This window comes from Paraburkholderia sp. CHISQ3 (genome assembly GCF_030464945.1).
In the GTDB taxonomy this organism is placed as follows: domain Bacteria; phylum Pseudomonadota; class Gammaproteobacteria; order Burkholderiales; family Burkholderiaceae; genus Paraburkholderia; species Paraburkholderia megapolitana.
The window spans coordinates 213,575-236,519 of record NZ_JALPRG010000006.1 but is presented as its reverse complement, the minus strand read 5'-3'; the positions used below and the strand labels follow the sequence as shown (position 1 = coordinate 236,519).

The window sequence follows — 22,945 nt, the reverse complement described above, 5'->3', positions numbered from 1 at the left end:
CCTGTACACGCATCGACCGCTTCAGCCAGCGTGAATTGTAGCTAGCGCCACGCACGCAGCGGACGGTCGCCTCGTCGGTCAACAGGCCCACATATCAGCCGAGCAGTACAGTTAGCTCGTCGGGAAAGCTGGCTGGTATGGGACTGCTGTTGCGGAAGGGAAACCTGTTTTCACGGGGTAGGTTTGGGTCGCAAATGCAGTCATTAAGATAAGCGTACTTGTCTCAAGGGGTCGGTCAGCAAGCACATTTGTGACCGAGACCTCACATCCTATGAGCCCATCACCGGGTTCGCGAACGGCCACTGTCGGGATGGCGCGACCGCCTCTTGTCGACCCTAAGCAGCCACAAGCGTCCAGCGAAGCGGACATTCAAGAAACGTTGCCAGACGTCGGGGGCTGTCGTTGAGTCGAACCACGAACGCTAGTAACCGCGGGGCAAGCTCACCGTGAACACCGTTTCCACCTCATCGGACCGCGCATCGATCTCGCCCCCATGGGCTCTTGAAATCTCGCGCGCGATGTAGAGTCCAAGTCCCAGATTGCCATCGGCGTTGTAGGAGTCTTCAGGATTCAGTCCCCGCTGGAGCGGGTCGAAGATCCGATGCAAGGTCATTCGATCGATAGCGGGTCCCTGGTTCCTGACTTCGAAACGAACCTGCCGTTCGTTACCGGTCATGGCCACTCTCACAGGTGCGTCCGGCGCTCCATATTTGATAGCGTTCAACACCAGGTTTCCGAGCAGCTGCTGTAGACGGCGGCCGTCCCAGACTCCTCGACAGTCTCCTTTCGCGTCCAGATCGACACGACTGTCCGGGTGAGCTGCCCGCAACTGATCAAGCTCGTCGGCAAACAGCTTCTCAAGGTCGACGTCAGTGGGCGAGATACTGATCCCCAAACCCAGCCTGGTACGATTGAAATCAAGCATATCGTTCAGCAGAGCCTGCATGCGGGCGCCACTTCGGATGAGGCGGGATGCTGCTACTGATACCTGCTCTCCAGCGTTCAGCACCGTCAGATACTGAGCCGTCATCAGGATGGTCTGCAGTGGGCTACGCATATCGTGCCCGAGCATGCCAAGAAATAGATTGCGCGCCTGATCTACCTGCGAGCTAAACTGTCTGACCGATTCCGCGAGCGCCTGGTCGATCGCCTCGTTGAAGCGGACGACATCATCCGGGTTTGGGGCGTCGGGCAAACATTCGTCAATCCAGAGGCGCAGGATGCTGGCCCGTAAGGCGCGATACTCGGCAGCTAACTGGTTGATGTCAAACCCGCCTCGCGCCCGCAACAGCGCGTGCGTCTGCGCAGCAGTCTCCGGAGCTCCGATCAGAGAGGGGGCTCTTCCCATCGATTTTTCGGATTGTGCTTCCCTTGTCTGGGCCGTCGACAGGTCCTTCGCCACGGCCTGCAGAATCTGTTGTGCATGGTCACGCAGAGCGAGCGATTTCATGTCCACGGCTGCTGGCAACAGGGTAGCGGCGAACCTCTCCCATTCGACCAGAATCGTTTCCATCTCGCGCAGAATGAAGTCAGCCAGTCGCATGCTCGTCCTCACAAAAGGCGGGAAAAAAGCAGTATGGCGCATTCGCTGAACTCACGTTACGCGAAAATAACTACTTTGGCCCTGCCGGGTCCCAAAATTGCGTGACATGAGAAGCACCCTACAGGAACCCAATGTCCACCGCGAAAGCTGGGCGCTTACTCATAGCCGACGACGACCCGAATTTGCTGGTGGTGTACGTCCTGTTCTTTGAGGCTTACGGCTATGCCATCCAGACAGCTACGGACGGTCTGGACGCTCTCGCTGCGTACCGCGCCTGGCGCCCCCACATCGTGATGCTTGATATCGAGATGCCGCATATGGACGGCCGTGCTGTAGCGAGGGAAATCCGGCGGATAAACATCGTCTGCTCGCCATTGCTGCTGGCGGTAACCGCACTGTCTACACCCATCGACCGGGCCGAATCGCTCAAGGCTGGCTTCGATGATCATTTCGTAAAGCCGGCTCAACTTCCTGCCATTCTGGCTGTGATGGCGTCCCACGCGATCATTTGAGGCGGAAGCATCGCTGGAGACTGGAGGCGGCGTTAAGCGATCGCTTTCCGTGATGGTTCGGACTGGCTATTTATGTCGGACCGTTGCCCGACGCGGCCCGCTGAGTTCGACCCTGACAATCTCTCGCCGTTTTCTGAAGCGGACCTTCCAGAGCGCTGATCCGATCGGATTTGCAGCGATGAACAACAAACTGGTCGCTTCGCGCGCAGCGGGGCATCCGGCAGTGAATGACCCCTCGTTCGCAAACGCCACGACGTAGCGCAACTTCTTTTCAAACTCATGACGCACCGAATGCAAGCCTAGCCAGCGTAAACCACCATTTTTATAAATTAACATCGTTGTTATGATGAGAAAAATAACAATCATGTTACATAAAATGACGGGATTAACTCATTGGGAGCGTGAGATGTCTGAGATAAAAAACGTAGAGCGTCGCTGGCGTGCTGTTGCGAGGCAGCGGGTAGCACTGGTTGCTGCGTCGCTGACGATAATAGGAGCGACGAGTTCAGCGGAAGCACGGGTACCACCCGGCCAGGATCCGTTTTATCAGTACACCGGCAGTACGCCTCTGGCAGACATCAATCCCGGGACGGTACTGAAGACGCGGACCGTTCCGTATCACGTCCTTGGGTTTCCACTGCCGATCAAAACCACCCAGCTGCTATACCGTTCAACGGGGCAGCTCGGTCAGCCGACCGTGAACGTGACGTCCGTGATCCAGCCGGCCCTCAGCATCGGTCCACAGAAGCTGATTTCGTATCAGTCGTTCTATGACTCACTAAGCCCCAACGACGAACCCTCTTACGCGATCTCGGGTGGGCTGACTCTTGGTGGATTGATCCCGAACATCGAAACGGTGCTGATCGCACCGTTCCTGCTGCAGGGTTACAGCATCGTGATCTCCGATACCGAAGGCCAGCAGGCCGACCTCGTCGATGGGCGCGAGTACGGTATGAACACGCTCGATTCCCTGCGAGCAACGTTTAACTCGCCAACGGTTGGCCTGGCCGGTAACACCAAAGTCGTCCTCGTCGGCTACTCCGGTGGCGCGATCGCGACCGAGTGGGCAGCCGAACTGGCCCCCTCCTACGCACCCGACGTGGACCGGCGCATCATTGGCTCATCGATGGGCGGTGTGCTGGTCGATCCGGCGCGCAACCTGCGTTACATCAATGGCAGCCTGGTGTGGGCGGGGATCATCCCGCCGGCACTCATCGGTATCTCACGCGCGTTCAACGTCGATCTCACTCTCTACCTTAACGACCACGGCAAGGCTCTTTTCGGGCAGATGCAGAAGGACTCGCTCCTCAACGTTCTGGCGCAGTATCCCGGACTGACGTGGGCCTCGATAGCGAAGCCGGAGTACCCAACGCCGGAGCAGATCCCGGCGTACGCGAAAATGATGAATAACCTGATCATGGGAACCGGCGGTACGCCGTCAGCACCGATGCTGATTCAGGAAGGTACTGGTGGCGACCTTGTGGGTACGCCGGGCAACCAGCCCGGTATCGGTGCCGGCGATGGCGTCATGATCGCCGGTGACGTCCGGACTCTGGCCCGCGATTACTGCTCGCGTGGGGTCAGCGTTCAGTACGGCGAGACTCCGCTCCTTAGCCATACTCCCGACGCTCTGCTCGTGTGGATTCCCGAAACGCTGCTGTGGGTCAACGCGCGGTTCGCGGACCTCACGGCACCGCAAAACTGCGGGCAGATCCCGGTCGGCAATTCTCTAGCCCCGATTCCTGCTCCTTAAGAGCTGCTTAGACCGTCACGCGCAACGATATCCATCATCGCGAGCGCGTGACGGCAGGCGTTTTAGATAAGACACCATGACCCACCAGTACGATTATCTTGTGATAGGAAGCGGCTTTGGCGGCTCTGTCGCCGCCCTCCGGCTGGCGGAAAAAGGCTGGCGTGTGGCGCTGGTCGAACAGGGACGCCGCATCGGTCCCGAGGAAATCAAGGCGGGAAAGAGTGGCTTATCGAAATTGCTCTGGGCTCCCAGGCTCGGGCTGCGTGGTTATTTCGTGCAGCACGTCTTTCGCCACGTCCTGATCGTGGGAGGAGTCGGTGTCGGCGGAGGCAGCATTGTGTGGGGCTCGGTGATGCTGGAACCGAAAGATGCCTTCTACAACGATCCCGTCTTCAAGCGACTCGGCATTGATATGCGCCGCGAACTCGCACCGCACTTCAGCACCGCAAGACGCATGCTGGGCGTCGCGACAAATCCCCGCCAGACGCGGCAGGATGAATTGCTCCGGCGCACGGCACGACGCATGGTCGCGGAGTCCAGCTTCGGCCCGGTTCCAAATGCGATCTACTTCGGAACGGCTGGCGAAACAGCACCTGATCCGTACTTCGATGGGGCCGGCCCCGAACGCAAAGGGTGTGTGTTCTGCGGCGGCTGCCTGACTGGCTGCGAACACGGATCGAAGAACAGTCTTTACCAGAACTACCTGTATCTCGCAGAGAAGCGCGGCGCGAACATCCTTCCCGAACGTAAGGCCGAGCGCATTGAAGCGTTGCCCGAGGGCGGCTACCGGGTCTCACTGGTCTCGCCCGTGTCAGGTCGCACGATCGAGGAAGTCACCGCGACTAAAGTGATTGTCGCTGCCGGCGTCATCGGAACGCTTCAATTGCTGTTCCGCAACCGGGATACGTATCGCACGCTGCCCGCGATTTCGCAGACTCTTGGACAGACGGTGCGTACCAACTCGGAAGCCATCACGGCGATCCTGCACAGGTCCAACGATGACATCAGCGATGGCACGGCCATATCGACCGACTTTCACCCCGATGCGCAGACACACATCACCCAGAACCGTTTTGACCACGGCTACCGGTTCTTCCGAAGCTACCTGGGACCCATGGTGGACGGGAATGATCCCGGGCGCCGCGCCCTCGGGACGTTGAAGTCGATCCTGTTCAATCCCGGCCTGATACGACGCAACATGTTCATGCGAGATTGGGAAAAACACGTGTCGGTGCTCACCGTCATGCAGGACGCCGAGAATGCGCTGAGCCTGCGCTATGGTCGCCGCTGGTGGTGGCCGTTCTCTCCTGTGTTGAGCAGCCATATCCCGTCTGGCCACGCGATTCCCAGCTTTCTACCCATCGCCAATCGCGCCACGCGGATATTCGCCGAAGAGGCCGGCGGTGTGCCGCTGAATGTTCTTTCCGAGTCGCTTGGTGGGAAGTCCACGACTGCGCACATTCTGAGCGGGTGTCCGATGGGTCAATCCGCAGCCGACTCGGTTATCGATGCGCGGCATGAGGTTCACGGAGCGCCCGGCCTCTTTGTGGTGGATGGCTCAAGTGTCCCAGCCAACCTTGGCGTCAATCCGAGTCTGACCATAACCGCCATGGCCGAGCGATTTGCCGCTCTGCAACCCGGCTCCAAATAGCGTGTCCGGGCATAGCATTTATGCGATCTCCCGACTCGGGCTACCAGTTCGACGCCATGTGTCAACCGCTCCCGGTCATCTGGGATGTCCTCAAGGCGCTCATGCAAGGTTGCGGTGTGTTTCTATTTCCTGAGCAGACGGATTGTCGACTGTGGTGACCTCTAGAGCGAACCTGTCGCGCCTGGGGATGCGCTTGACCGGTGCGATGAAATGGTCAGAGCGGCGCATCGTAAGTCTGACGGGTATGTCGCTCGATGATAGGCTTGTACTCGCCCGGAACAACCGAATGGTTCGCTGCTGCACCTACTACTCGCCAAGACGTTCCAGTGTGACACCACGCGTAGTCCACCCGTCGCGGATCGGCGTAAAGGCGCCGGAAGCAATCGTGTATCACACGCCAAGTCGCCATGTTTATCAGCGCATCGCTCCCGACTGAATTTCCGTAGCACCAAAAAATTCGCTCGCCAACGCTGCGATTTCATGCCTGATCTCACCTACCGGTACGTCGCGCAACCTTCGCTTCACGGTCAGTGCATCGTGGCCACCGCTAGCTATCGAGTCAGACAGATAGAGAAGAAATTTCTCCAGAGAAGATGCGTTCGGTAGTCGGCGATCATGCCCGAGGACGGCATCACCCACCATCGATCCGGGTAGTTCCCAGTATGAATGCAAGGTGTGCACCATGAATTTCTCGTCATCTGCCGCCGCCGCGACATCCATTGTCGCGAAGTGATACCCACACCGGCACGTCGAGATGTCGGGTCGAGTCATCCATATGAACGTGCCACAACCGGGGCATCGATCAATCAGTTGGACCAGGTGGATCGGGCACGCCGTCACGAGTACGAGAGCGTGTTCTGCGAGAAGATACCCGTGCTCACGAATACAGAGCGGGCAGATCCTCTCCCTCCCCCGAACAATCAGTTGACTACCGGGAAGTCAGTGCCCATACAACGCATACCCAATCAGCTCGCCGCGACCGTATCCGCTAATCTCCAGTGGATACAGATGTCTGACGGTGTCAGGTCTCATCCTGCACAGACGTGCGAGTGACTCGATCTCGTACCCAATCAGCGGGCCAGCTACCCGAATCCCGGCTGAGCGGAGAAGCATTGGGATTCCCCGTAAGCCGTTGAGTTCGGAAATGCGAAAATACAGGGGCTGCGCGCACTTTCCCTTGCCCCATCCGTACCGGAAACCATCCATCATTCTGTACCGGTACCGTACCGGTCACATTCGCTAGACTGCATGCAACGACTCTACCGGAGCCTCCCATGCTGTCCTTCGCTACCCTGAGCGCCCTGCCCGCCGGCATCCTGTTCGCGCTCGTCACGACGATCACGCCCGGCCCGAACAACACGATGCTGCTGGCGTCGGGCGTGAACTTCGGCTTTCGCCGCACGCTGCCGCACATCCTCGGCATTAGCGCGGGCGTCGTCCTGCTGATGCTCGCGGTTGGTTTCGGACTCGGCGAAGCATTCCATCGCTGGCCGTTGCTGTACACGGTGCTGGAAACCGCGAGCGTCGTGTATCTGCTGTACCTCGCGTGGAAGATCGGCACTTCGGGCCAGGTGCAGGTACGCAAAGGCGAACGCAGACCGATGCGCTTTCATGAAGCGATCGCGTTCCAGTGGATCAATCCGAAGGCATGGATGATGGTGCTGACCGCGGCCACGACCGTTCATCTGAGCGCGGACTTCGGCCTCAATGCCACGCTGATGGCCGTGCTGTTCTATGTGGTCGGTCTGCCGTGCATCTGCCTGTGGGCTGCGTTCGGCATGGCGTTGCGGAATCTGCTGGCCAACCCGGTGTGGTTGCGCGTGTTCAACGTCGGGATGGCCGTGCTACTCGTGCTGTCGCTGTATCCGGTCGCACTGAAGATGATGGCCTGAGAAAACTCACGGACAACAACGCGTCGAGCGCCCTCAACGAATCCGCTCGATGAATCGCCATAGCGCGTCATCGGTCGAATACGGCGCGTTGAAGCGAAACCACGCACTCTGCGCATCGTCGGGACGGAAGTACGAACCCGGTGCCAGCCAGATGCCGTCCGCGAGCGCAGCGGTCGCAATGTCGGCCGCGCGCTCGGCTTCGACCGGTAACCTCACCCACAGAAACAACCCCGCGCGCGGCCGGTGAAACACTTCGAGCCCGAGCGCATCGAGACGCGCCTCGACCGTCAGATGCGTAGCCTTCAGACGCTCGTTCACCGCTTCGACGTGACGCGCATAGCGTCCCTCCACGAGCACCTTGTCGACCATCCGCTCGATCGCCTCCGACGACGTCAACCCAACCGCCATCTTCGTACGCGCGAGTTCGCGCAGCACGTCGCGCTCGGCGACCACGTACCCGCAGCGCAACGCAGGCGTCACCGTCTTCGAAAACCCACCGACATACAACACGCGCTGCAAACCCTCGAGCGCCGCAAACATCGGCGCCCCAGGCGGCGCGAGTTCACGGCTCACGTCGTCCTCGATCACCCACATGCGATGTCGTTCGGCAATCTGCAACAGACGGAACGCAGCCGCCATATTGAAACTCGCACCGGTCGGATTCTGCAGCGTCGTGTTGACGAAGATCGCCTTCGGCCGGTGTGCGGCGACGAGCGCTTCGAGCACATCGGTATCGATGCCAGTCGGCGTGCGCGGCACGCCATGCACGACCAGTCCGGCGAGTTTGAGAATCTGCAGCAGGTTGCAGTAGCCGGGATCTTCGACGATCACCGCATCGCCGGCACGCAGCAATGTGCGCACGATCAGATCGAGCGCCTGGGTCGCGCCTTGCGTGAGCAACACGTTCGATACATCGACGGGCAGTCCGCGCCGGTCCAGTTGCTCGACGATCCGCTCGCGCAACGGCGCGAAGCCATAGGGATGCCCATAGTCGCCAAGCCGCGCCGCCGGCACCCGGCTCAACGCACGCAGCGTGTGCTGCAGTCCCGTTTCGTTGATCCATTCGTTCGGCAGCCAGCCGCCACCCGCCTTGATCGGCACCGACTGGTCCGCGAACACATCGGACAGCAGCCAGGTCGCGGTCAGGCTAGGTGGTTGCCAGTTCTGCCATTGCCCGGCGCTCGCCCGCGAGGTCTCGCGGGGCGCGACCCGGTAGCCGGAACCGCGACGCGCGACTACGAGCCCCATCGAAACAAGACGGTTATAGGCTTCAGTGACCGTGAAGGTGCTCAACTGATGCGTCTGGGCCAGTTGCCGCACCGATGGCAGCAACGCGCCGGCGCGCAGCGAATGCCCATCGATCGCCCGCGCAAAGCCTTGCACCAGCTGTTCCACAAGGGTCGGCGCCGTGCGGCGGTCGCGGTCCAGCTCGAGTTCGATCATGGCGGGAGGTGTCGATTGAACAATACAGTTGACCCCAATCTACCAGCACAGCTGGCAGCACAATGAGTCAACTGTTTATGTCCGCCATTTAACCGCGGGCGCTACAGTTGCGCAACGCCCGTCCCGCGGGGACTTCCGTCTATTGATGGAAATCGCCGCGGAAACCACTTCGAGGAGATAACCCGTGACTTCGCGCCCCGTCATCGACGACCTGTCGTCTTTCTGGATGCCGTTTACCGCCAACCGCCAGTTCAAGGCTGCACCGCGCCTGCTGGAATCGGCGAAAGGCATGTACTACCGCACGACCGATGGACGCGAGGTGCTCGACGGATGCGCGGGCCTGTGGTGCGTCAACGCGGGCCACGGCCGCGACGAGATCGTTGCGGCGATCACGCAGCAGCTCAATACGCTCGACTTCGCGCCGACCTTCCAGATGGGTCATCCGCTTGCGTTCGAAGCGGCATCGAAGGTCGCGGAACTGATGCCGGCCGGACTCGACCGGATTTTCTTCACGAACTCGGGTTCGGAGTCGGTCGATACCGCGCTGAAGATCGCCCTCGCCTATCACCGCGCACGCGGCGAAGGTCAGCGCACGCGGTTGATCGGTCGCGAACGCGGTTATCACGGGGTGGGGTTCGGCGGCATTTCGGTTGGCGGCATTGCGCCGAATCGCAAGACGTATTCGGGCGCGTTGCTGCCCGCCGTCGATCATCTGCCGCACACACACAACCTCGAGCACAACGCGTTTTCGAAAGGTCAGCCTGCGTGGGGCGCGCACCTTGCCGACGAACTCGAACGCCTCGTCACGCTGCACGACGCATCGACGATCGCTGCTGTCATCGTCGAGCCGGTTGCCGGTTCGACCGGTGTGCTGGTGCCGCCGCAGGGCTACCTGCAAAAGCTGCGCGACATCTGCACGAAGCACGGCATCCTGTTGATCTTCGACGAAGTGATCACCGGTTTCGGCCGCCTCGGCAAGGCAACGGCGAGCGAATATTTCGGCGTCACGCCGGACCTTTTGACGATGGCCAAGGCGATCAACAACGCCGCCATTCCGATGGGCGCGGTCGCCGCGAGCCGCACGATTCACGACACCGTCGTGAACGGCGGCGCGCCCGGCGCAATCGAGCTGTTTCACGGCTATACGTATTCGGCACATCCGGCCGCTGCCGCCGCCGCGGTCGCTACGCTCGATCTGTATCGTCGTGACGATCTGTTCGGCCGGGCCGCGTCGCTCGCTCCGACGTTCGAAGCTGCGGCACATGCGCTACGTGATGCGAAACATGTGAAGGACATTCGCAATCTCGGTCTGGTCGCAGGTATCGAACTCGAACCGCGCGACGGCGCACCGGGCGCGCGTGCGTACGAAGCGTTCGTCAAGTGTTTCGAAGCGGGCGTGCTGGTGCGCTTTACCGGCGACATCCTCGCGTTCTCGCCGCCGCTGATCGTCAGCGAAGAGCAGATCGCGCACATCTTCGGCACCGTGCGCAACGTGCTTGCGACTGTGCAGTAACGTCGTATAACGGGCCGCCTCGCAAACGAAATCAGCGAAGCGGCCCTACCTGCTCCGGACGCGCTCAGTCCGCCGGACGCATCTTCTTCACATCGGCATCGGGCGGTTGCACGCTCGCACCGTCTACATACCTGAACGACGTCATCACACCCTTGCCGTCCTTCAGCCCGGTCACGCCGACATACGCCCCCATCGTCGATTGATTGTCCTGCGCGCGGTAGACGATCGGTCCGAACGGCGTATCCACGTCAAGCCCCTTGAACGCGGCCGCCAGTTTGTCCGGATCGGTCGAGCCGGCTTTCTTCAGGCCGTCCGCAATCGACATCATCGCCGAGTACCCCACCACCGATCCAAGCCGCGGATAGTCGTGATACTTCGCACGGTATGCATCGACGAAGGTCTTGTTCGCAGCGGTGTCGATCGAATACCACGGGTAGCCGGTCACGATCCAACCGGTCGGTGCTTCCGCGCCGAGCGGGTCGAGATAATCGGGTTCGCCGGTCAGCAGCGACACCACACTGCGGTCCTTGAATAACCCGCGCGTGTTGCCTTCGCGAACGAACTTGCCGAGGTCCGCGCCGAACAGCACGTTGAAGATTGCATCGGGCTTCGCGTCCGCAAGCGCCTGAGTCACCGCGCCGGCATCGAGATTGCCGAGCGGCGTCGCCTGTTCCGTGACGAACTGCACATCGGGTTGCGCGGCCTTCAACAATTTCTTGAACGTCGCCACCGCCGACTGCCCGTACTCATAGTTCGGATAGACAAGCGCCCAGCGCTGTTTATGCAGCTTCGCCGCTTCGGGCACAAGCATCGCGACCTGCATGTAGGTGGATGGCCGCAGACGGTACGTGTATTTGTTGCCGTCGGCCCAGACGATCTTGTCGGTCAGCGGCTCGGCAGCGAGGAAGAATATGTGGCGCTGCTTCGCGAAATCGGTCAACGCGAGCCCGGTGTTCGACAGGAAGCCGCCGAACAGCAGTTGCACCTGTTCGCGCGCAATCAGTTCCTGCGCGACACGAATCGTGTCGCCAGGGTTGCCGTTATCGTCCCGCGATACGACTTCGAGCTGCTTGCCGAGCACCCCGCCCGCGGCGTTCACCTGGTCGAGCGCGAGGTTCCAGCCGTTCTTGTAGGGGCCGAGAAAGGCGGGCTGCGCCTTGTAGCTGTTGATCTCGCCGATCTTGATCGTCTGCTGCGCAAACGCGCCCGTGGCGGCCAGTGACAGCGTCAACGGAACAAGGCAGCGAGTGAGTTGGGTCATCCATCCTGCGCGCGTGGTCATGCGTTTCTCCGTTATTGGTGGAAATGCGGGAATACAGGAATACGAATGCGGACTGCTGAAACCGGGTGCGAAGCGTCGTCGTGCGGTGCGGCTCAGTCGGCGTGCGGCGTGGCGCGGATTCGCGAGACCGTCGCCTCGACGTTCCGCCATGCGGGCTTGCCGCCCGCGAACTGCTGCCGCAGGTACGACACGAGTTCGGCGACCTGCGCATCGTTGAAGCTGTCGCGGTAAGCCGGCATCGTACCTAGTTCGGGCCGCGCCGGCGAGCCGATACCGTCGAGTATCACGCGAATCAGATTGTCTGGCACCACGCCGTGCAGGTTCGTATTGAGCGCGAGCGATGGATGCGCACCGAACAGTTGCGGTCCGCTGCCGGTATGGTGGCAGGCCGCGCAGGCGCCGTCGAAGAGCCGCGCGCCGAGGCCCGTCGCCGTCGATATCTGGCTGCTCGCCTGCTCGTACTCTTGCGCAAGCGCATGCGGGTTCGCGTTCGCTTCCACTGGTGTGAACGACGCGAGATACGTAGCCATCGCGCGGATATCGCTGTCGGGCAGTTCCGCAAGTTCGCTCACCACCGGCCCCATCGGTCCCGCGGCGACGCCGTGCAACGGTGCGTGACCAAAGCGCAGATAGCTGAACAGTTCGTCTTCGGTCCACGGTACCGGTGCGTCGGACAACGCGGTTAAAGCCGGCGCCTGCCAGCCGTCCGCAGTGCCGCCGCCGAGAAACGCCGCACCTGTGCGCTCCGCACCGAATGCGTTGCGCGGCGAGTGACACGCGCTGCAATGCCCGAGCCCGTTCACGAGATACGCCCCACGATTCCACTGCGCGCTCTGCGCCGGATTGCTTGCGACGGCTGTACGCGTGAGGAACAGGCTGTTCCACACCGCCATCAGCGGTCTCACGTTAAATGGGAACGCGAGCGACGTTTGCGGCGGTCGCGAGCGTACCGGTGTCTGCGCCATCAGGTACGCGTAGAGCGCTTTCATGTCGTCGTCGGAGACGTTCTGGAACGACGTGTACGGAAACGCAGGGTACAGGTGCCGTCCGTCGCGATGGATGCCTTGCCGCATCGCGCGCGTAAATGCTTCGAGCGACCAGTTGCCGATGCCGGTCTGTGAATCGGGCGTGATGTTGGTGCTGTAGACCGTGCCGAACGGTGTCGCGAGCGGATGGCCGCCCGCGTTCGGCACGCCGTTGCGCGCGGTGTGACACACCGCACAGTCGCCGGCAGCAGCGAGCAGCTTGCCGCGCGCGATCAGCTCAGGTGCGAACGAACTCGCTAGCGGTGTGGCGATCGGCGCAATCGGCGACGGTGCGAGCGACAACGCACCGAGCCAGCCCACCGCACCCGCCGCGAGCGCACCGAAAAAACCGAAGCGCCAGCGCTTCTTTCTGCGCGCCCTCGCTTCTTCGGCCTGCGCATCGGCAAGTGCCGCGCGAATCACCTCGGGCGTAAACGGCGGCCGGCGAAAGCGCACGCCGGTCGCATCGAACAGTGCATTCGCAATCGCCGCCGCGCCGGGCAGCGACGCAGATTCGCCGGCGCCCATCGGCGGCTCGCCGTGGCGCGGCATCATCACGACGTCGATGACCGGCACCTCGCGGAACGTGAGGATCGGATACGCGCCCCACTCCTGGCTCGTCACCGCGTTATCGCTGAACGTCACGCGTTCTTTTAAAGCGCGGCTCGTCGCCTGGATCACGTTGCCGTGAATCTGGTGGCGCACACCATCCGGGTTCACCATCATGCCGGTATCCTGGCCGACGACGACGCGCGTCACCGCCAGTTCGCCGCTACGCCGGTTGACTTCGACATCCGCGACCCATGCCGACCATGCGGCGCCGAAACCGGGAAACTTGCTGTGTACGTAGCGTGCATAGGCAAAGCCGCGGCCGCGCAGAATGTCGCCTTGATCGGCGGCTTCTGCTTCGTGTGCTTCATCGGGCGATGTCGCGGCGCGCCGAGACGTCCAGTCCGCCCGCTCTGCCACTGCGTTCACCAGATCGATGGCGCGCGGATCGGTTAGATGCTGCAAGCGAAACGCAACCGGATCGATCCCCGCCTGCTCAGCCAGTTCGTCGATGAACGATTCGTGTGCAAACGTATTCGGCAATGCCGACACGCCGCGCAACCACGATGCACGCACGATCGGCGGCGTGTCGTCGCAGACGATACGCATCGTCTTGTAGTCGTAGGGCGGCACCGCCGTTCGGTCGCCCATCTCGAACACCTGCGGCTGCGGTGAGATCGTGCCTGTGAGCAGCAGCGCGAGCGTCGGTGCATCGTTGGACGGATAGCGTGTCGAGAAGTCGTAACCGGCAAGTTGCCCTTCGCTATCGAGTGCGCCGCGCACGTCCATCAATTGCGCCGCGCCTTTGGGCTCCCACGCGTGTTCGTCTTCACGTGATAGTTGCACGCGCACCGGTACGCCGACCGCACGCGACAGCAATGCCGCATCGGCCACGACATCGTCCGCGCAGTTGCGGCCGTAACAACCGGACGCGTCCATGCGGACGACTTCGATCTGCGCTTCGTCGAGTGTGAGCAGTAGCGCGAGATCGGCACGCATCGAGTGCGGGTTCTGCGTACCGGACCAGACTTTCAGTGAGCCTTCGCGATAGTCGGCAACCGCGCACGACGGTCCGATCGACGCGTGCATCTGGAACGGCCAGACATACGTGCGTTGCAACGTGTCATCGGTCTGTGCAAGCGCCGCGTCGACGTCGCCTTCGATCACGAGGTCGCGCCGCTTCGACGGATTCGCGCGCAACGCGGCTTCGACCTGCTCGCTCGTTTCTAGCGGCGGCAGTTCGTCGTAGGGTTTCCAGCGCACGTGCAGACGGCGCGCCGCCTGTTGCGCGATCTCTTCGCGCTCGGCGACGATCCCGACGAAATCGCGGATCACGACGACCTTCACGATACCAGGCAGATCGGCGATCGATGCTTCGTCCACGTGCAACAACGACCGACCGATGAAGTCGCCCTGCGCGACGCCCGCATACGGCGGCCTCACAACACGTCCATGCAGCATGCCGGGCACACGAACGTCGTGCACGAACACCGGCTCGCCGGTAGCTTTCGCGGGGATGTCGATACGCGGCGTACTACGGCCGACGACCTTGTAGTCGTCAGGCGACTTCACCGGCGTATCGAGCACCAGCGGCAATTCGATGCGACGTCCCGCGATCAGTTCGCCATAGCCGATGCCTTGCGCGGGTGCCGCGTCGCGCGGATAGACGACGCCGTCGCGCACTGCCAGCGCTTCGGTGCCGAGCGCAAAGTGCTTCGCCGCCTCGGCGACGAGAAAACGGCGTGCCTGCGCTGCGGCCGCGCGCAGCGGCACAGCGGAAATCTGGATCGTCGCGCTCGCAATGGTTGGCCCCTGGTTCGGCGCTTCACGTGTATGGCCGAGCACGATCGATACGCGCGTCAGCGGCACGTCGAGTTCTTCGGCAACGATCTGCGCAAGCGCTGTGCCGATGCCGGTACCTAGATCGACGTGGCCGTTGAACGCGACGACGCTACCGTCGCCGCGCACGACGACGAACATCTCGGTCTGCGTCGGCACAAACGACGAGCGCGAGCCCGGCTGACCCGGCGCGGGCTGCACCGGTGCCTGCGGCATGCGCGTGATGATCAGCACGTTCGAAGCGAAATCGAGCCGCTGCGGCGAAGTTAAACCAGGCTGTGGATCGCGCGGTACGCCGAATTCGGGGCCGGTCACGAGCGTTCTCCGGCGATGTGCTCAGGCGGGTGTTGGTCTACAAGCGCCGCTTGATGCGCCTTGTCGCGTGCCTCGGCCAGCAACTGCACCGCACGCTGCACCGCGCGCAGGATCTCGACGTGCGTGCCGCAGCGGCACAGATTGCGCGACAGCTCACGCCGGATCGTATCGAGCGCAGGTGTCGGGTCACGGTCGAGCAGCGCCTTCGTGGTCATGATCATGCCGTTCAGGCAGTAGCCGCACTGCGCAGCCTGTTCATCGATGAATGCCTGCTGCACCGGATGCGGCGCTACGCGCGTACCAAGCCCTTCGAGCGTCGTAATCGCACGCCCCTGTGCAACCCGCGCCGTCGTCACACACGAGCGCGTCGGCATGCCGTCGAGCAGCACCGTACACGCGCCGCACTCGCCGAGGCCGCAGCCAAACTTCGGCCCGTTCAACGCGAGATCGTTACGCAGCAAATACAGCAGAGGTGTATCGGGATCGGCGGCGAGCGTGTGTAACGCACCGTTTACGTCGAGCGTCAGGGTAGCGGTGCGGTTCATCGCGAGCGGCGGCGTAGGCGTAAGCGCGCCGTGCCTACAGGACGACCGGTACTTCGGTCGCGGGCGGCGTATTGCGGCTGCGACGACAGCGGATCAATCCGTCGATCATCACCATCCCCACTCCTGGAATATCGCCGAGCTGCACGCTTTCGAGCAGCGTCGCACCCGCCGTGTGCTGCGCGCGATCCATGAACACGAGATCGGCGGGACGGCCCACTTCGATCAAACCCTGGCGCAGATTGCGTTGGCGCGCGGTGTTGCCGGTCGCAAAGCAGAATGCGATTTCGGCGGGCACGTCGGCGAGGCTCGAGATCAGCGCGATCATCCGCAGGATGCCGAGCGGTTGCACGCCCGAGCCAGCCGGGCTGTCGGTGCCGAGGATGATGCGGTGCGGGCACTTCAGTTCGATGGCGTGACGCGCGGTGAGCAGTGCAATGCGTTCATTGCCGTTGTGGACGATTTCGAGCGCGCGGCTCGATTGCTCGCACAGGTCGCAGACATGTCGATAAGACAGCGACGTATGGCCGCCGTTGATGTGGCCGATCACGTCGGCGTCGGCGGCAAGCACGACGTCCTTGTCGATCAGGCCTGAGCCGGGAATTGACGGACCGCCCGTGTGAATCGTGCTCTGGATGCCGTACTTGCGTGCCCACGCAACCATCTGCGCCGCCTCTTCACCGGCTTTGACGCTGCCGAGTCCCACTTCGCCGAGCAGTTTCACGCCCGCATCCGCAAGCTCCTTGAAGTCGGCTTCGACCATGCCTTTTTCGATGATCGGCGCACCCGCCAGCACTTTCACGCCGCCGCCCACGCCCGCTCCGCGCATCCCCTCGAACGAACGTTGCGCGGTAATCGCCAGCGCCTTCACACCGACGATGTCTTTCGGGCGGCCGGGCAAATGCACCTCGCCCGCCGAGATCATCGTCGTCACGCCACCGTTCAGGTTTGACTCGATCCAGCCCATCTGATTCTGCCGCGGCGTCCAGTCGCCGAACACCGGGTGCACGTGCGAATCGATCAGACCAGGCGCCACCGTCGTGCCCCTGCAATCGATCGTCGTCAGCGCGCCTTCCGTGTCGCAATCCTTTTCACGGCCAATCGCAACGATCGCACCGTCGTCGATCACGAGCGTGTCCGCATCGAGCACAGGGTGATCGATGTCGCCGGACAACAAGAGGCCGATGCGCTTCACGACGACCTTGCCCGATGTGCCTGCCAACGTCTCTACTGCCATCTGTTCCTCCTTATGCGACAGCGCAGCGCGGTGTGGGGTACCGCGTTGCCGGCGTCAGACGCTCAGATACGCGCGCCTGATCGTTTCGTTCTTTGCGAGTTCGTCGATCGTCCCGCTGAAGCGGATCTGCCCTTTTTCGAGCACATACGCGCGGTCGCTCACGAGTTCGGCGAAGTGCAGGTTCTGCTCCGACAGCAGGATGGAGAGCCCTTCGCGTTTGAGTTCGAGAATCATGTTCGCCATCTGCTCGACGATTACGGGAGCAACGCCTTCCGAGGGCTCGTCGAGCAGCACGAGATAGGGATTGCCCATCAGCGTGCGCGATACAGTGAGCATCTGCTGTTCGCCGCCGCTCATCTGTCCGCCGGGACGCTGCGGCATTTCGCCGAGATTCGGAAACAGGCGGAACAGTTTGTCGGGCGTCCATTGCGGCGCGCCTTCGCGCGGCGGTTGACGACCGGTATCGAGGTTCTCCATCACCGTGAGATCGGCGAACACGCGCCGGTCTTCCGGCACGAAGCCCATACCCATGCGCGAGATGCGGTACGGCGGCAGCGCACCGATATCCGTGCCGCGAAACGTGACGTGGCCCTGGCGCCGCGGCAGCAGACCCATCACCGCTTTCATCGTGGTCGATTTGCCAGCGCCGTTGCGGCCCATCAGCGCGACGACTTCGCCGCGGCCGACTTCGAGATTCACGTCGAACAGGATATGCGCGCGTCCGTAAAACGCGTTGAGGCCGGAGACTTTCAGCAGCGCTTCGCTCATTGCAGCGCTCCCTGGTTCGTCGGCGCGGCCGCGTGATTCAACGCTGCACGCGGCTGGAACGTCTTGCCCGTGCCGAAATACACTTCCTGCACGCGCGGATCGTTGCGGATAGTGTCGGCGTCGCCTTCGGCGATCAACTTGCCGCGCGCGAGCACGATCATCCGGTCGGCGTAGGCGAACACGACGTCCATGCTGTGCTCGGTGAACAGCACACCGATGTTGCGCTCGGTGACCAGTTGCCGCGTGAGCGCCATCAACGCGTTGCGCTCCTTCGGCGCCATGCCGGCGGTCGGTTCGTCCATCAATAGCAGTTTCGGCCGGTTTGCGAGCGCGATGGCGAGTTCGACGCGCTTCACGTCGCCATAAGCGAGCACGCCGCAGGAACGATTTGCATCCGCGGCCATGCCGACCTGTTCGAGCAAACTGAATGCTTCGTCCGCATGCCATGAGCGCGCCGGTTTCCACAAGCCGAACAGCTTGCGTTCGTACGACACCAATGCCATCTGCACGTTTTCGAGCACGGTCATCGAGTTGAAGGTGGCCGCGATCTGGAAGGTCCGACCCACGCCTAATCGCCAGATATCGCGAGGGCGCATACCGACCAGTTCGTGACCATCGAGCTGGATCGATCCCGACGACGGACGCAGTTGTCCATTGACCATGTTGAAACAGGTCGACTTGCCCGCGCCGTTCGGTCCCAGCAGTGCCAGCAGTTGGCCCGCGGCGAGATCGAAAGACACGCCGTCGACGGCCGTCAGTCCGCCGAATGATTTCGACAGCCCGGTTACGCGCAGCAGGCTCATAGGCCCTCCTTCATCGCTGCCGCAGTGGCTGCACTTGCACCGGCACCCGCTTCAGAAGAAGGATGCGCGGCACCATTCTTCGGCTCGACGTCATCGTTGCCGAACCGCTCGCGCACAAAACCGACGATACCCTGCGGAAACGCGATCACCAGCAACAGAATGGCGAGCCCGAGCAACGCCTGCCAGTAGTCGGTCTGCCGCGCAACCGTGTCCTGCAGCCAGGTGAATACCGCGGCGCCGACCACCGGACCGGTCAACGTTTGCAAACCGCCGAGCAGCACCATCACGAGCCCGTCGACGGAGCGACTCACGCTGATCACTTCTGGCGAGATCGTCCCTTTCGAGAATGCATACAGCGAACCGGCAAGGCCGCAAAACAGCGATGCGATCACAAACGCGGCCCATTGCACGCGCTTCACATCGATACCGATTGCTTCGGCACGCAGTACCGAGTCGCGCGACGCACGCATCGCGTAACCGAGCGGCGAGAACAGCATTCGACGCAACAACCAAACGCCGAGCGCAACGCACGCAAGCGTCAGGTAGTAATACGCAACCGGCGAAGACAGCCAGTTAGACGGCCAGAGACCAAGCAGGCCATTGCTACCCCCCGTCACGTCATCCCACTGGAACACCACCGACCACACGATCTGCGCGAACGCGAGCGTCAGCATCGCCAGATAGACGCCCGATAGCCGCACGCAAAACCAGCCGAACACGATTGCACCGCCAGCCGCGAGCAACGGACCTAGCAGCAGTGCGACCTCCATCGGCAGAGCAAGCACTTTCAGAAACAACGCAGCGCCATAAGCACCGAGCCCAAAATAAGCTGCGTGTCCAAACGAATGCATCCCGCCGGGCCCCATGATGAAATGCAGGCTCGCAGCGAACAGCACGGCAATCAGTATTTCGACGAGCAGCACCGGCATATACGGAAACGCATTGGCCGCGAGCGGTGCGAGCACCAGTACTAAAGCTACGAACGCCGCAAGCCAGCGCAGTCGTCGGCCCGCTGGCCGCAATGGCGCTTCCGGCGCAGCCATCGCGCGAACGGCAGCGCTGGCGCGCCCAAGCAGACCCCACGGCCGCACCACGAGCACGATCGCCATCACGACAAACTCAGCGACGAGTGTGAAACGGCTCAGCGACAGATCGATCCCGCCAATCGACACATGTCCAATACCGATGCAAAGCGCCTTGATTTCCGCGATCAACAGCGCCGCGACAAAGGCGCCCGGAATCGAGCCCATCCCTCCGACCACGACAACGACGAACGCATTGCCGATCGTATCCAGATCGAGTGAGAGATTCGCGGACATGCGCGGCCCCTGCAATGCACCGCCGAGCCCCGCGAGAAACGCACCGGCGAAGAACACACCGGTAAAGAGCCACGCCTGATTGATGCCGAGCGCGCCGAGCATCTCGCGATCCTGCGTCGCGGCACGCACCAGCGTGCCCCAGCGCGTGCGCGTCAGTGCGTACCAGAGCAGCAGCAACACGACCGGTCCGATCACGATCAGCAGCAGATCGTAGGTGGGCACTGCGTGCCCGAGCAGATTCACCGCGCCGGCCAGATGCGGGGCGCGCGGCCCAAACAGATCCTCCGGACCCCAGAGCCACAACGTCGCATCGCGAAAGATCAGCACGAGCGCAAACGTTGCGAGCAGGTGAAACAGTTCGGGCGCCTGGTAGATGCGTCGAAGCACGACGAACTCGACGAGTGCGCCAAGTATTGCTACCGCGAGCGCGGCACCGAGCACCGACAGCCAGAACCCGCCCATCGTCGCGCCGAAGCGGCTCGTCAACGTGTACGCGACATAGACGCCGACCATATAGAACGAGCCGTGCGCAAAGTTGACGATGCGCGTCACGCCGAAAATCAGCGACAGGCCCGCCGCGACCAGAAACAGCGCGGACGCATCGGCGAGTCCGTTGACGAGTTGTACCAGCAGATTCGAAAGCATCGGGTCCTCAACGACTTCCTGGAAGGTACATCGACCGCACGTTCACGGCAGGACACTACCAGCGAAATAAATCAGCGCAAACCGTCTTCGCCCTTGATCTCGCTCGCCTGCAATCCACCGATGCGCGCCAGCGGCCGGCCACCCGCCGTCACCGCGACTGCGACGACGATCTCGTTCGCACGCGGCGCATCGGCGACGCGCGCTTCGATCGCATCGAAATGACTGCGCACGTAGGCAGCATCCTTGTGGCCGAGCGGCACGTCGATGGCAGTGCCGAGCGTGCCCATCTTCTTCGCCGAAGGCACGAGTGCCGCGCCCTTCTGCACAGCCGCACGCAACGGCGCACCAAGCTTCGGATGCAGGATCGCCGCGGCGTGTTCGAGTTCGCCCGCTTCACCGACGATCGCTGCCTTGCCGTAACTCTGCGCCTCGCCCGGTTCGATGCCGAGCGCTTCGACACAACGCTGACCGAGCAGCCCGCCGAGTTCCTCGCCGGCTTCGATCAGTGCATCGAGCTGCGGCACGTAGCGGCCCGCGTACGGATTGTCGATCACCGCGATCGCCACCGCGCGACGCAGCGGCGGATCGATGGTCTGGCCCATTTCGATGCGCGTCTCGTCCACCTGCACGATCAGCTTGCGAAGCTTGATTGCCATATTGCTCTCCTTCTATCGATTCGTTTTATGACAGGGCTGTCCTGTCGATGCGGTGCATACAGCGGGTCAGCGCAGCCCGTCCTTGCCGGCGATCGCTTCTTTCGCCAGACCGCCGACGCGCGCATGCACACGCTGCCCGGTGCTCATCGCGAGGATATAGACGATTTCGTCCGCAGCGGGCGCGCCGGGTACACGCACTTCGATTGCATCGAAGTGGCTGCGCACGTAGCTCGCGTTGACGTGGGTCATGGGTACATCGAGTGCCGTTGAGGGCGCCCCAACCTTCTTCGCGGATGGCACGATTGCGTTGGTCGGTACGCCATTCTTCTCAAGCAGCTCGCGCATCGCATAGCCGCCGGGAACGTGCCACAGCGCACCGTGTTCGAGCTCGCCCGCCGCGCCGATGATGGCCCCCTTGCCGTAGCCTTCGATCGCAGCGTGCGGCACCGCCATCGCCGCAAGCAACTGGCCGGCGAGCGTAACGCCGATCGGTTTCAGTAGTTCCATCGCGTGCTGGATCTCGGGTTCGTAGCGGCCGGCAAACGGGTTCTTCATCACCGCGGCCAACGTGCCGCGTCTAAGCGGATGCGCGGGCGGCGGACCGAACTCGTGAAAAATGTCTTCGACGTGTGTCAACACGCGGCGTATTTCAAACACGATGCCTCCGGTGAGTGAGGATGGCGGCCCGGACCTGCTGCGTCCGGTGACGCGAAAATGGATTCGGTGAATCGTGACGCGACGTGGCGAACGTCGTGTTCGGGAAAGCCTACGGTACGCGCGCTATGTTGCAGGAATAGCGCTGCGCCTTCGATCGTGCCATCGTCGCACAACTGCTGCGCTGTTTGCGCGCCGCGTGTGAGGGCGAGATCGATCGACGATTGAGGCAGCATTGGTACATCGACGGTTACGACGAGATCGCCGAGATCGCTGTCGTCTTTCAGTGACGACGCGGGGCGCCGGACGATGCTCGCATCATCGAGGTTGATTGCATTTGCAACGATCGTCGCCGACGCATCGGCAATGGCCGCCGTGCGTGCCAGCACGGTAGCGCTGTCGGCGATACCGAGACTGAAGCTGCGCCCGCGCCAGCCGCTCGTTGCGATGCCGCGCACGGCCATGGTTGCGTCGAGCGTCAGGCTGCCGTCGAGTGCTGCTTGATGGTCTGGGCCGAGAAATGCCGCGAGATCGGCGAACACACCGATCCTGTAATGCTGGCCAGCGGTGAGATGCAGCGCGATGTCGCCGCCGTTGTTCACGAAGGCGCGTGCGACGCCGGGCCGCATGAACGCCTGGATCAGCTCGTCGGCAACGCTGCCGGCTACCGCTGCCATTGGCGTGATGTAGTTCGCGCGATGCGGATGGCATGCGGACCACATGCGTCGTGCAATCGGTCCCTGGCACGGGTTGTCTTCGTATGTCGACGTTTGCGGTACTCGTGTACGCAGCAGCGGTAGTTCTGTAACGAGTTCGCCGAGTACGACCGTGAAGCGCTGCCAGCAAGCATCGTGCGCGGCGAGTACCGCAGCCTCGTCGCCATCGGCGCCGACGATCAGATCGATCGGTCCATGCTGCAGATGCCAGCGGCCATCGTCGAGACGCCTGCGCGTCGCACCGCTTGTAACCGTTTCGGTTTCGGTTGCGGTGTTTGCATACATGGG

At 62.3% G+C, this 22,945-nt stretch carries 18 protein-coding genes; 5 read left to right on the top strand and 13 right to left on the bottom strand.

Features of this window, described 5'->3' with window-relative positions; all coding sequences use genetic code 11:
* Positions 1–421: 421 nt before the first annotated feature.
* Entirely contained in the window at positions 422–1,543 is a 1,122-nt protein-coding gene (locus M0D65_RS16060) for a sensor histidine kinase (protein ID WP_266253570.1), read from the bottom strand.
* 131 nt (positions 1,544–1,674) lie between these two features.
* Between M0D65_RS16060 and M0D65_RS16055 the strand changes: the two genes are divergently transcribed.
* The 3 genes from M0D65_RS16055 (at position 1,675) to M0D65_RS16045 (ending at position 5,459) form a co-directional block, all read left to right on the top strand.
* Positions 1,675–2,055 (top strand): response regulator, encoded by a 381-nt coding sequence (locus tag M0D65_RS16055; RefSeq protein WP_266253569.1) that lies wholly within the window; start codon positions 1,675–1,677, stop codon positions 2,053–2,055.
* A gap of 406 nt (positions 2,056–2,461) precedes the next feature.
* Entirely contained in the window at positions 2,462–3,808 is a 1,347-nt protein-coding gene (locus tag M0D65_RS16050) for a lipase family protein (protein ID WP_266253568.1), read from the top strand.
* Between the two features lie 76 nt (positions 3,809–3,884).
* Positions 3,885–5,459 carry an FAD-dependent oxidoreductase gene (locus M0D65_RS16045; protein WP_266253567.1) on the top strand — a complete coding sequence of 525 codons (1,575 nt, stop codon included), beginning with the start codon at positions 3,885–3,887 and terminating at the stop codon, positions 5,457–5,459.
* A 414-nt stretch (positions 5,460–5,873) separates the two neighbouring features.
* Here the strand turns inward: M0D65_RS16045 and M0D65_RS16040 are convergent, their stop codons facing one another.
* Positions 5,874–6,230, bottom strand: coding sequence for a hypothetical protein (locus M0D65_RS16040; protein ID WP_266253566.1), 357 nt, complete (start codon positions 6,228–6,230; stop codon positions 5,874–5,876).
* Positions 6,231–6,736: 506 nt separating this feature from the next.
* On the opposite strand from M0D65_RS16040, the gene M0D65_RS16035 reads away from it, so the two are divergent.
* Positions 6,737–7,351: a LysE family translocator gene (locus M0D65_RS16035; protein ID WP_266253786.1), complete on the top strand. Its 615-nt coding sequence runs from the start codon at positions 6,737–6,739 to the stop codon at positions 7,349–7,351.
* A 33-nt stretch (positions 7,352–7,384) separates the two neighbouring features.
* Here M0D65_RS16035 and M0D65_RS16030 read toward each other — a convergent pair whose 3' ends face one another.
* Entirely contained in the window at positions 7,385–8,794 is a 1,410-nt protein-coding gene (locus M0D65_RS16030; protein WP_266253565.1) for a PLP-dependent aminotransferase family protein, read from the bottom strand.
* Between the two features lie 184 nt (positions 8,795–8,978).
* Between M0D65_RS16030 and M0D65_RS16025 the strand changes: the two genes are divergently transcribed.
* Positions 8,979–10,307: an aspartate aminotransferase family protein gene (locus M0D65_RS16025; RefSeq protein ID WP_266253564.1), complete on the top strand. Its 1,329-nt coding sequence runs from the start codon at positions 8,979–8,981 to the stop codon at positions 10,305–10,307.
* A gap of 64 nt (positions 10,308–10,371) precedes the next feature.
* On the opposite strand, the gene M0D65_RS16020 is transcribed toward M0D65_RS16025, so the two are convergent.
* The 10 genes from M0D65_RS16020 to M0D65_RS15975 all read right to left on the bottom strand — a co-directional run bounded on the left by M0D65_RS16020 (position 10,372) and on the right by M0D65_RS15975 (position 22,942).
* A complete protein-coding gene (locus M0D65_RS16020; protein WP_266253563.1) occupies positions 10,372–11,589 on the bottom strand; it encodes an ABC transporter substrate-binding protein in 1,218 nt (405 codons plus the stop codon).
* 92 nt (positions 11,590–11,681) lie between these two features.
* Positions 11,682–15,317, bottom strand: a complete 3,636-nt coding sequence (locus M0D65_RS16015) for a molybdopterin cofactor-binding domain-containing protein (RefSeq protein WP_266253562.1) — start codon at positions 15,315–15,317, stop codon at positions 11,682–11,684.
* A complete protein-coding gene (locus M0D65_RS16010) occupies positions 15,314–15,862 on the bottom strand; it encodes a (2Fe-2S)-binding protein (RefSeq protein ID WP_266253561.1) in 549 nt (182 codons plus the stop codon). Before M0D65_RS16010 ends, M0D65_RS16015 begins: the two co-directional genes overlap by 4 nt.
* 34 nt (positions 15,863–15,896) lie before the next feature.
* Complete coding sequence (locus M0D65_RS16005) at positions 15,897–17,096, bottom strand: amidohydrolase family protein (RefSeq protein ID WP_266253560.1); 1,200 nt, start codon at positions 17,094–17,096, stop codon at positions 15,897–15,899.
* A 54-nt stretch (positions 17,097–17,150) separates the two neighbouring features.
* The gene (locus M0D65_RS16000) at positions 17,151–17,864 is read right to left on the bottom strand and encodes an ABC transporter ATP-binding protein (protein WP_266253559.1); all 714 of its coding nucleotides are present in this window, start codon (positions 17,862–17,864) and stop codon (positions 17,151–17,153) included.
* Positions 17,861–18,667: an ABC transporter ATP-binding protein gene (locus M0D65_RS15995; RefSeq protein ID WP_266253558.1), complete on the bottom strand. Its 807-nt coding sequence runs from the start codon at positions 18,665–18,667 to the stop codon at positions 17,861–17,863. The genes M0D65_RS16000 and M0D65_RS15995 overlap by 4 nt, the downstream gene beginning before the upstream one ends.
* On the bottom strand, positions 18,664–20,631 hold the full coding sequence (locus M0D65_RS15990) for an ABC transporter permease (RefSeq protein WP_266253557.1): 1,968 nt from the start codon (positions 20,629–20,631) through the stop codon (positions 18,664–18,666). The genes M0D65_RS15995 and M0D65_RS15990 overlap by 4 nt, the downstream gene beginning before the upstream one ends.
* Before the next feature lie 71 nt (positions 20,632–20,702).
* Positions 20,703–21,287, bottom strand: coding sequence for an amino acid synthesis family protein (locus M0D65_RS15985; RefSeq protein ID WP_091015144.1), 585 nt, complete (start codon positions 21,285–21,287; stop codon positions 20,703–20,705).
* Positions 21,288–21,353: 66 nt separating this feature from the next.
* Positions 21,354–21,944 carry an amino acid synthesis family protein gene (locus tag M0D65_RS15980; protein WP_091015142.1) on the bottom strand — a complete coding sequence of 197 codons (591 nt, stop codon included), beginning with the start codon at positions 21,942–21,944 and terminating at the stop codon, positions 21,354–21,356.
* Positions 21,920–22,942, bottom strand: a complete 1,023-nt coding sequence (locus tag M0D65_RS15975; RefSeq protein ID WP_266253785.1) for a UPF0280 family protein — start codon at positions 22,940–22,942, stop codon at positions 21,920–21,922. The genes M0D65_RS15980 and M0D65_RS15975 overlap by 25 nt, the downstream gene beginning before the upstream one ends.
* Between the last annotated feature and the right edge of the window lie 3 nt (positions 22,943–22,945).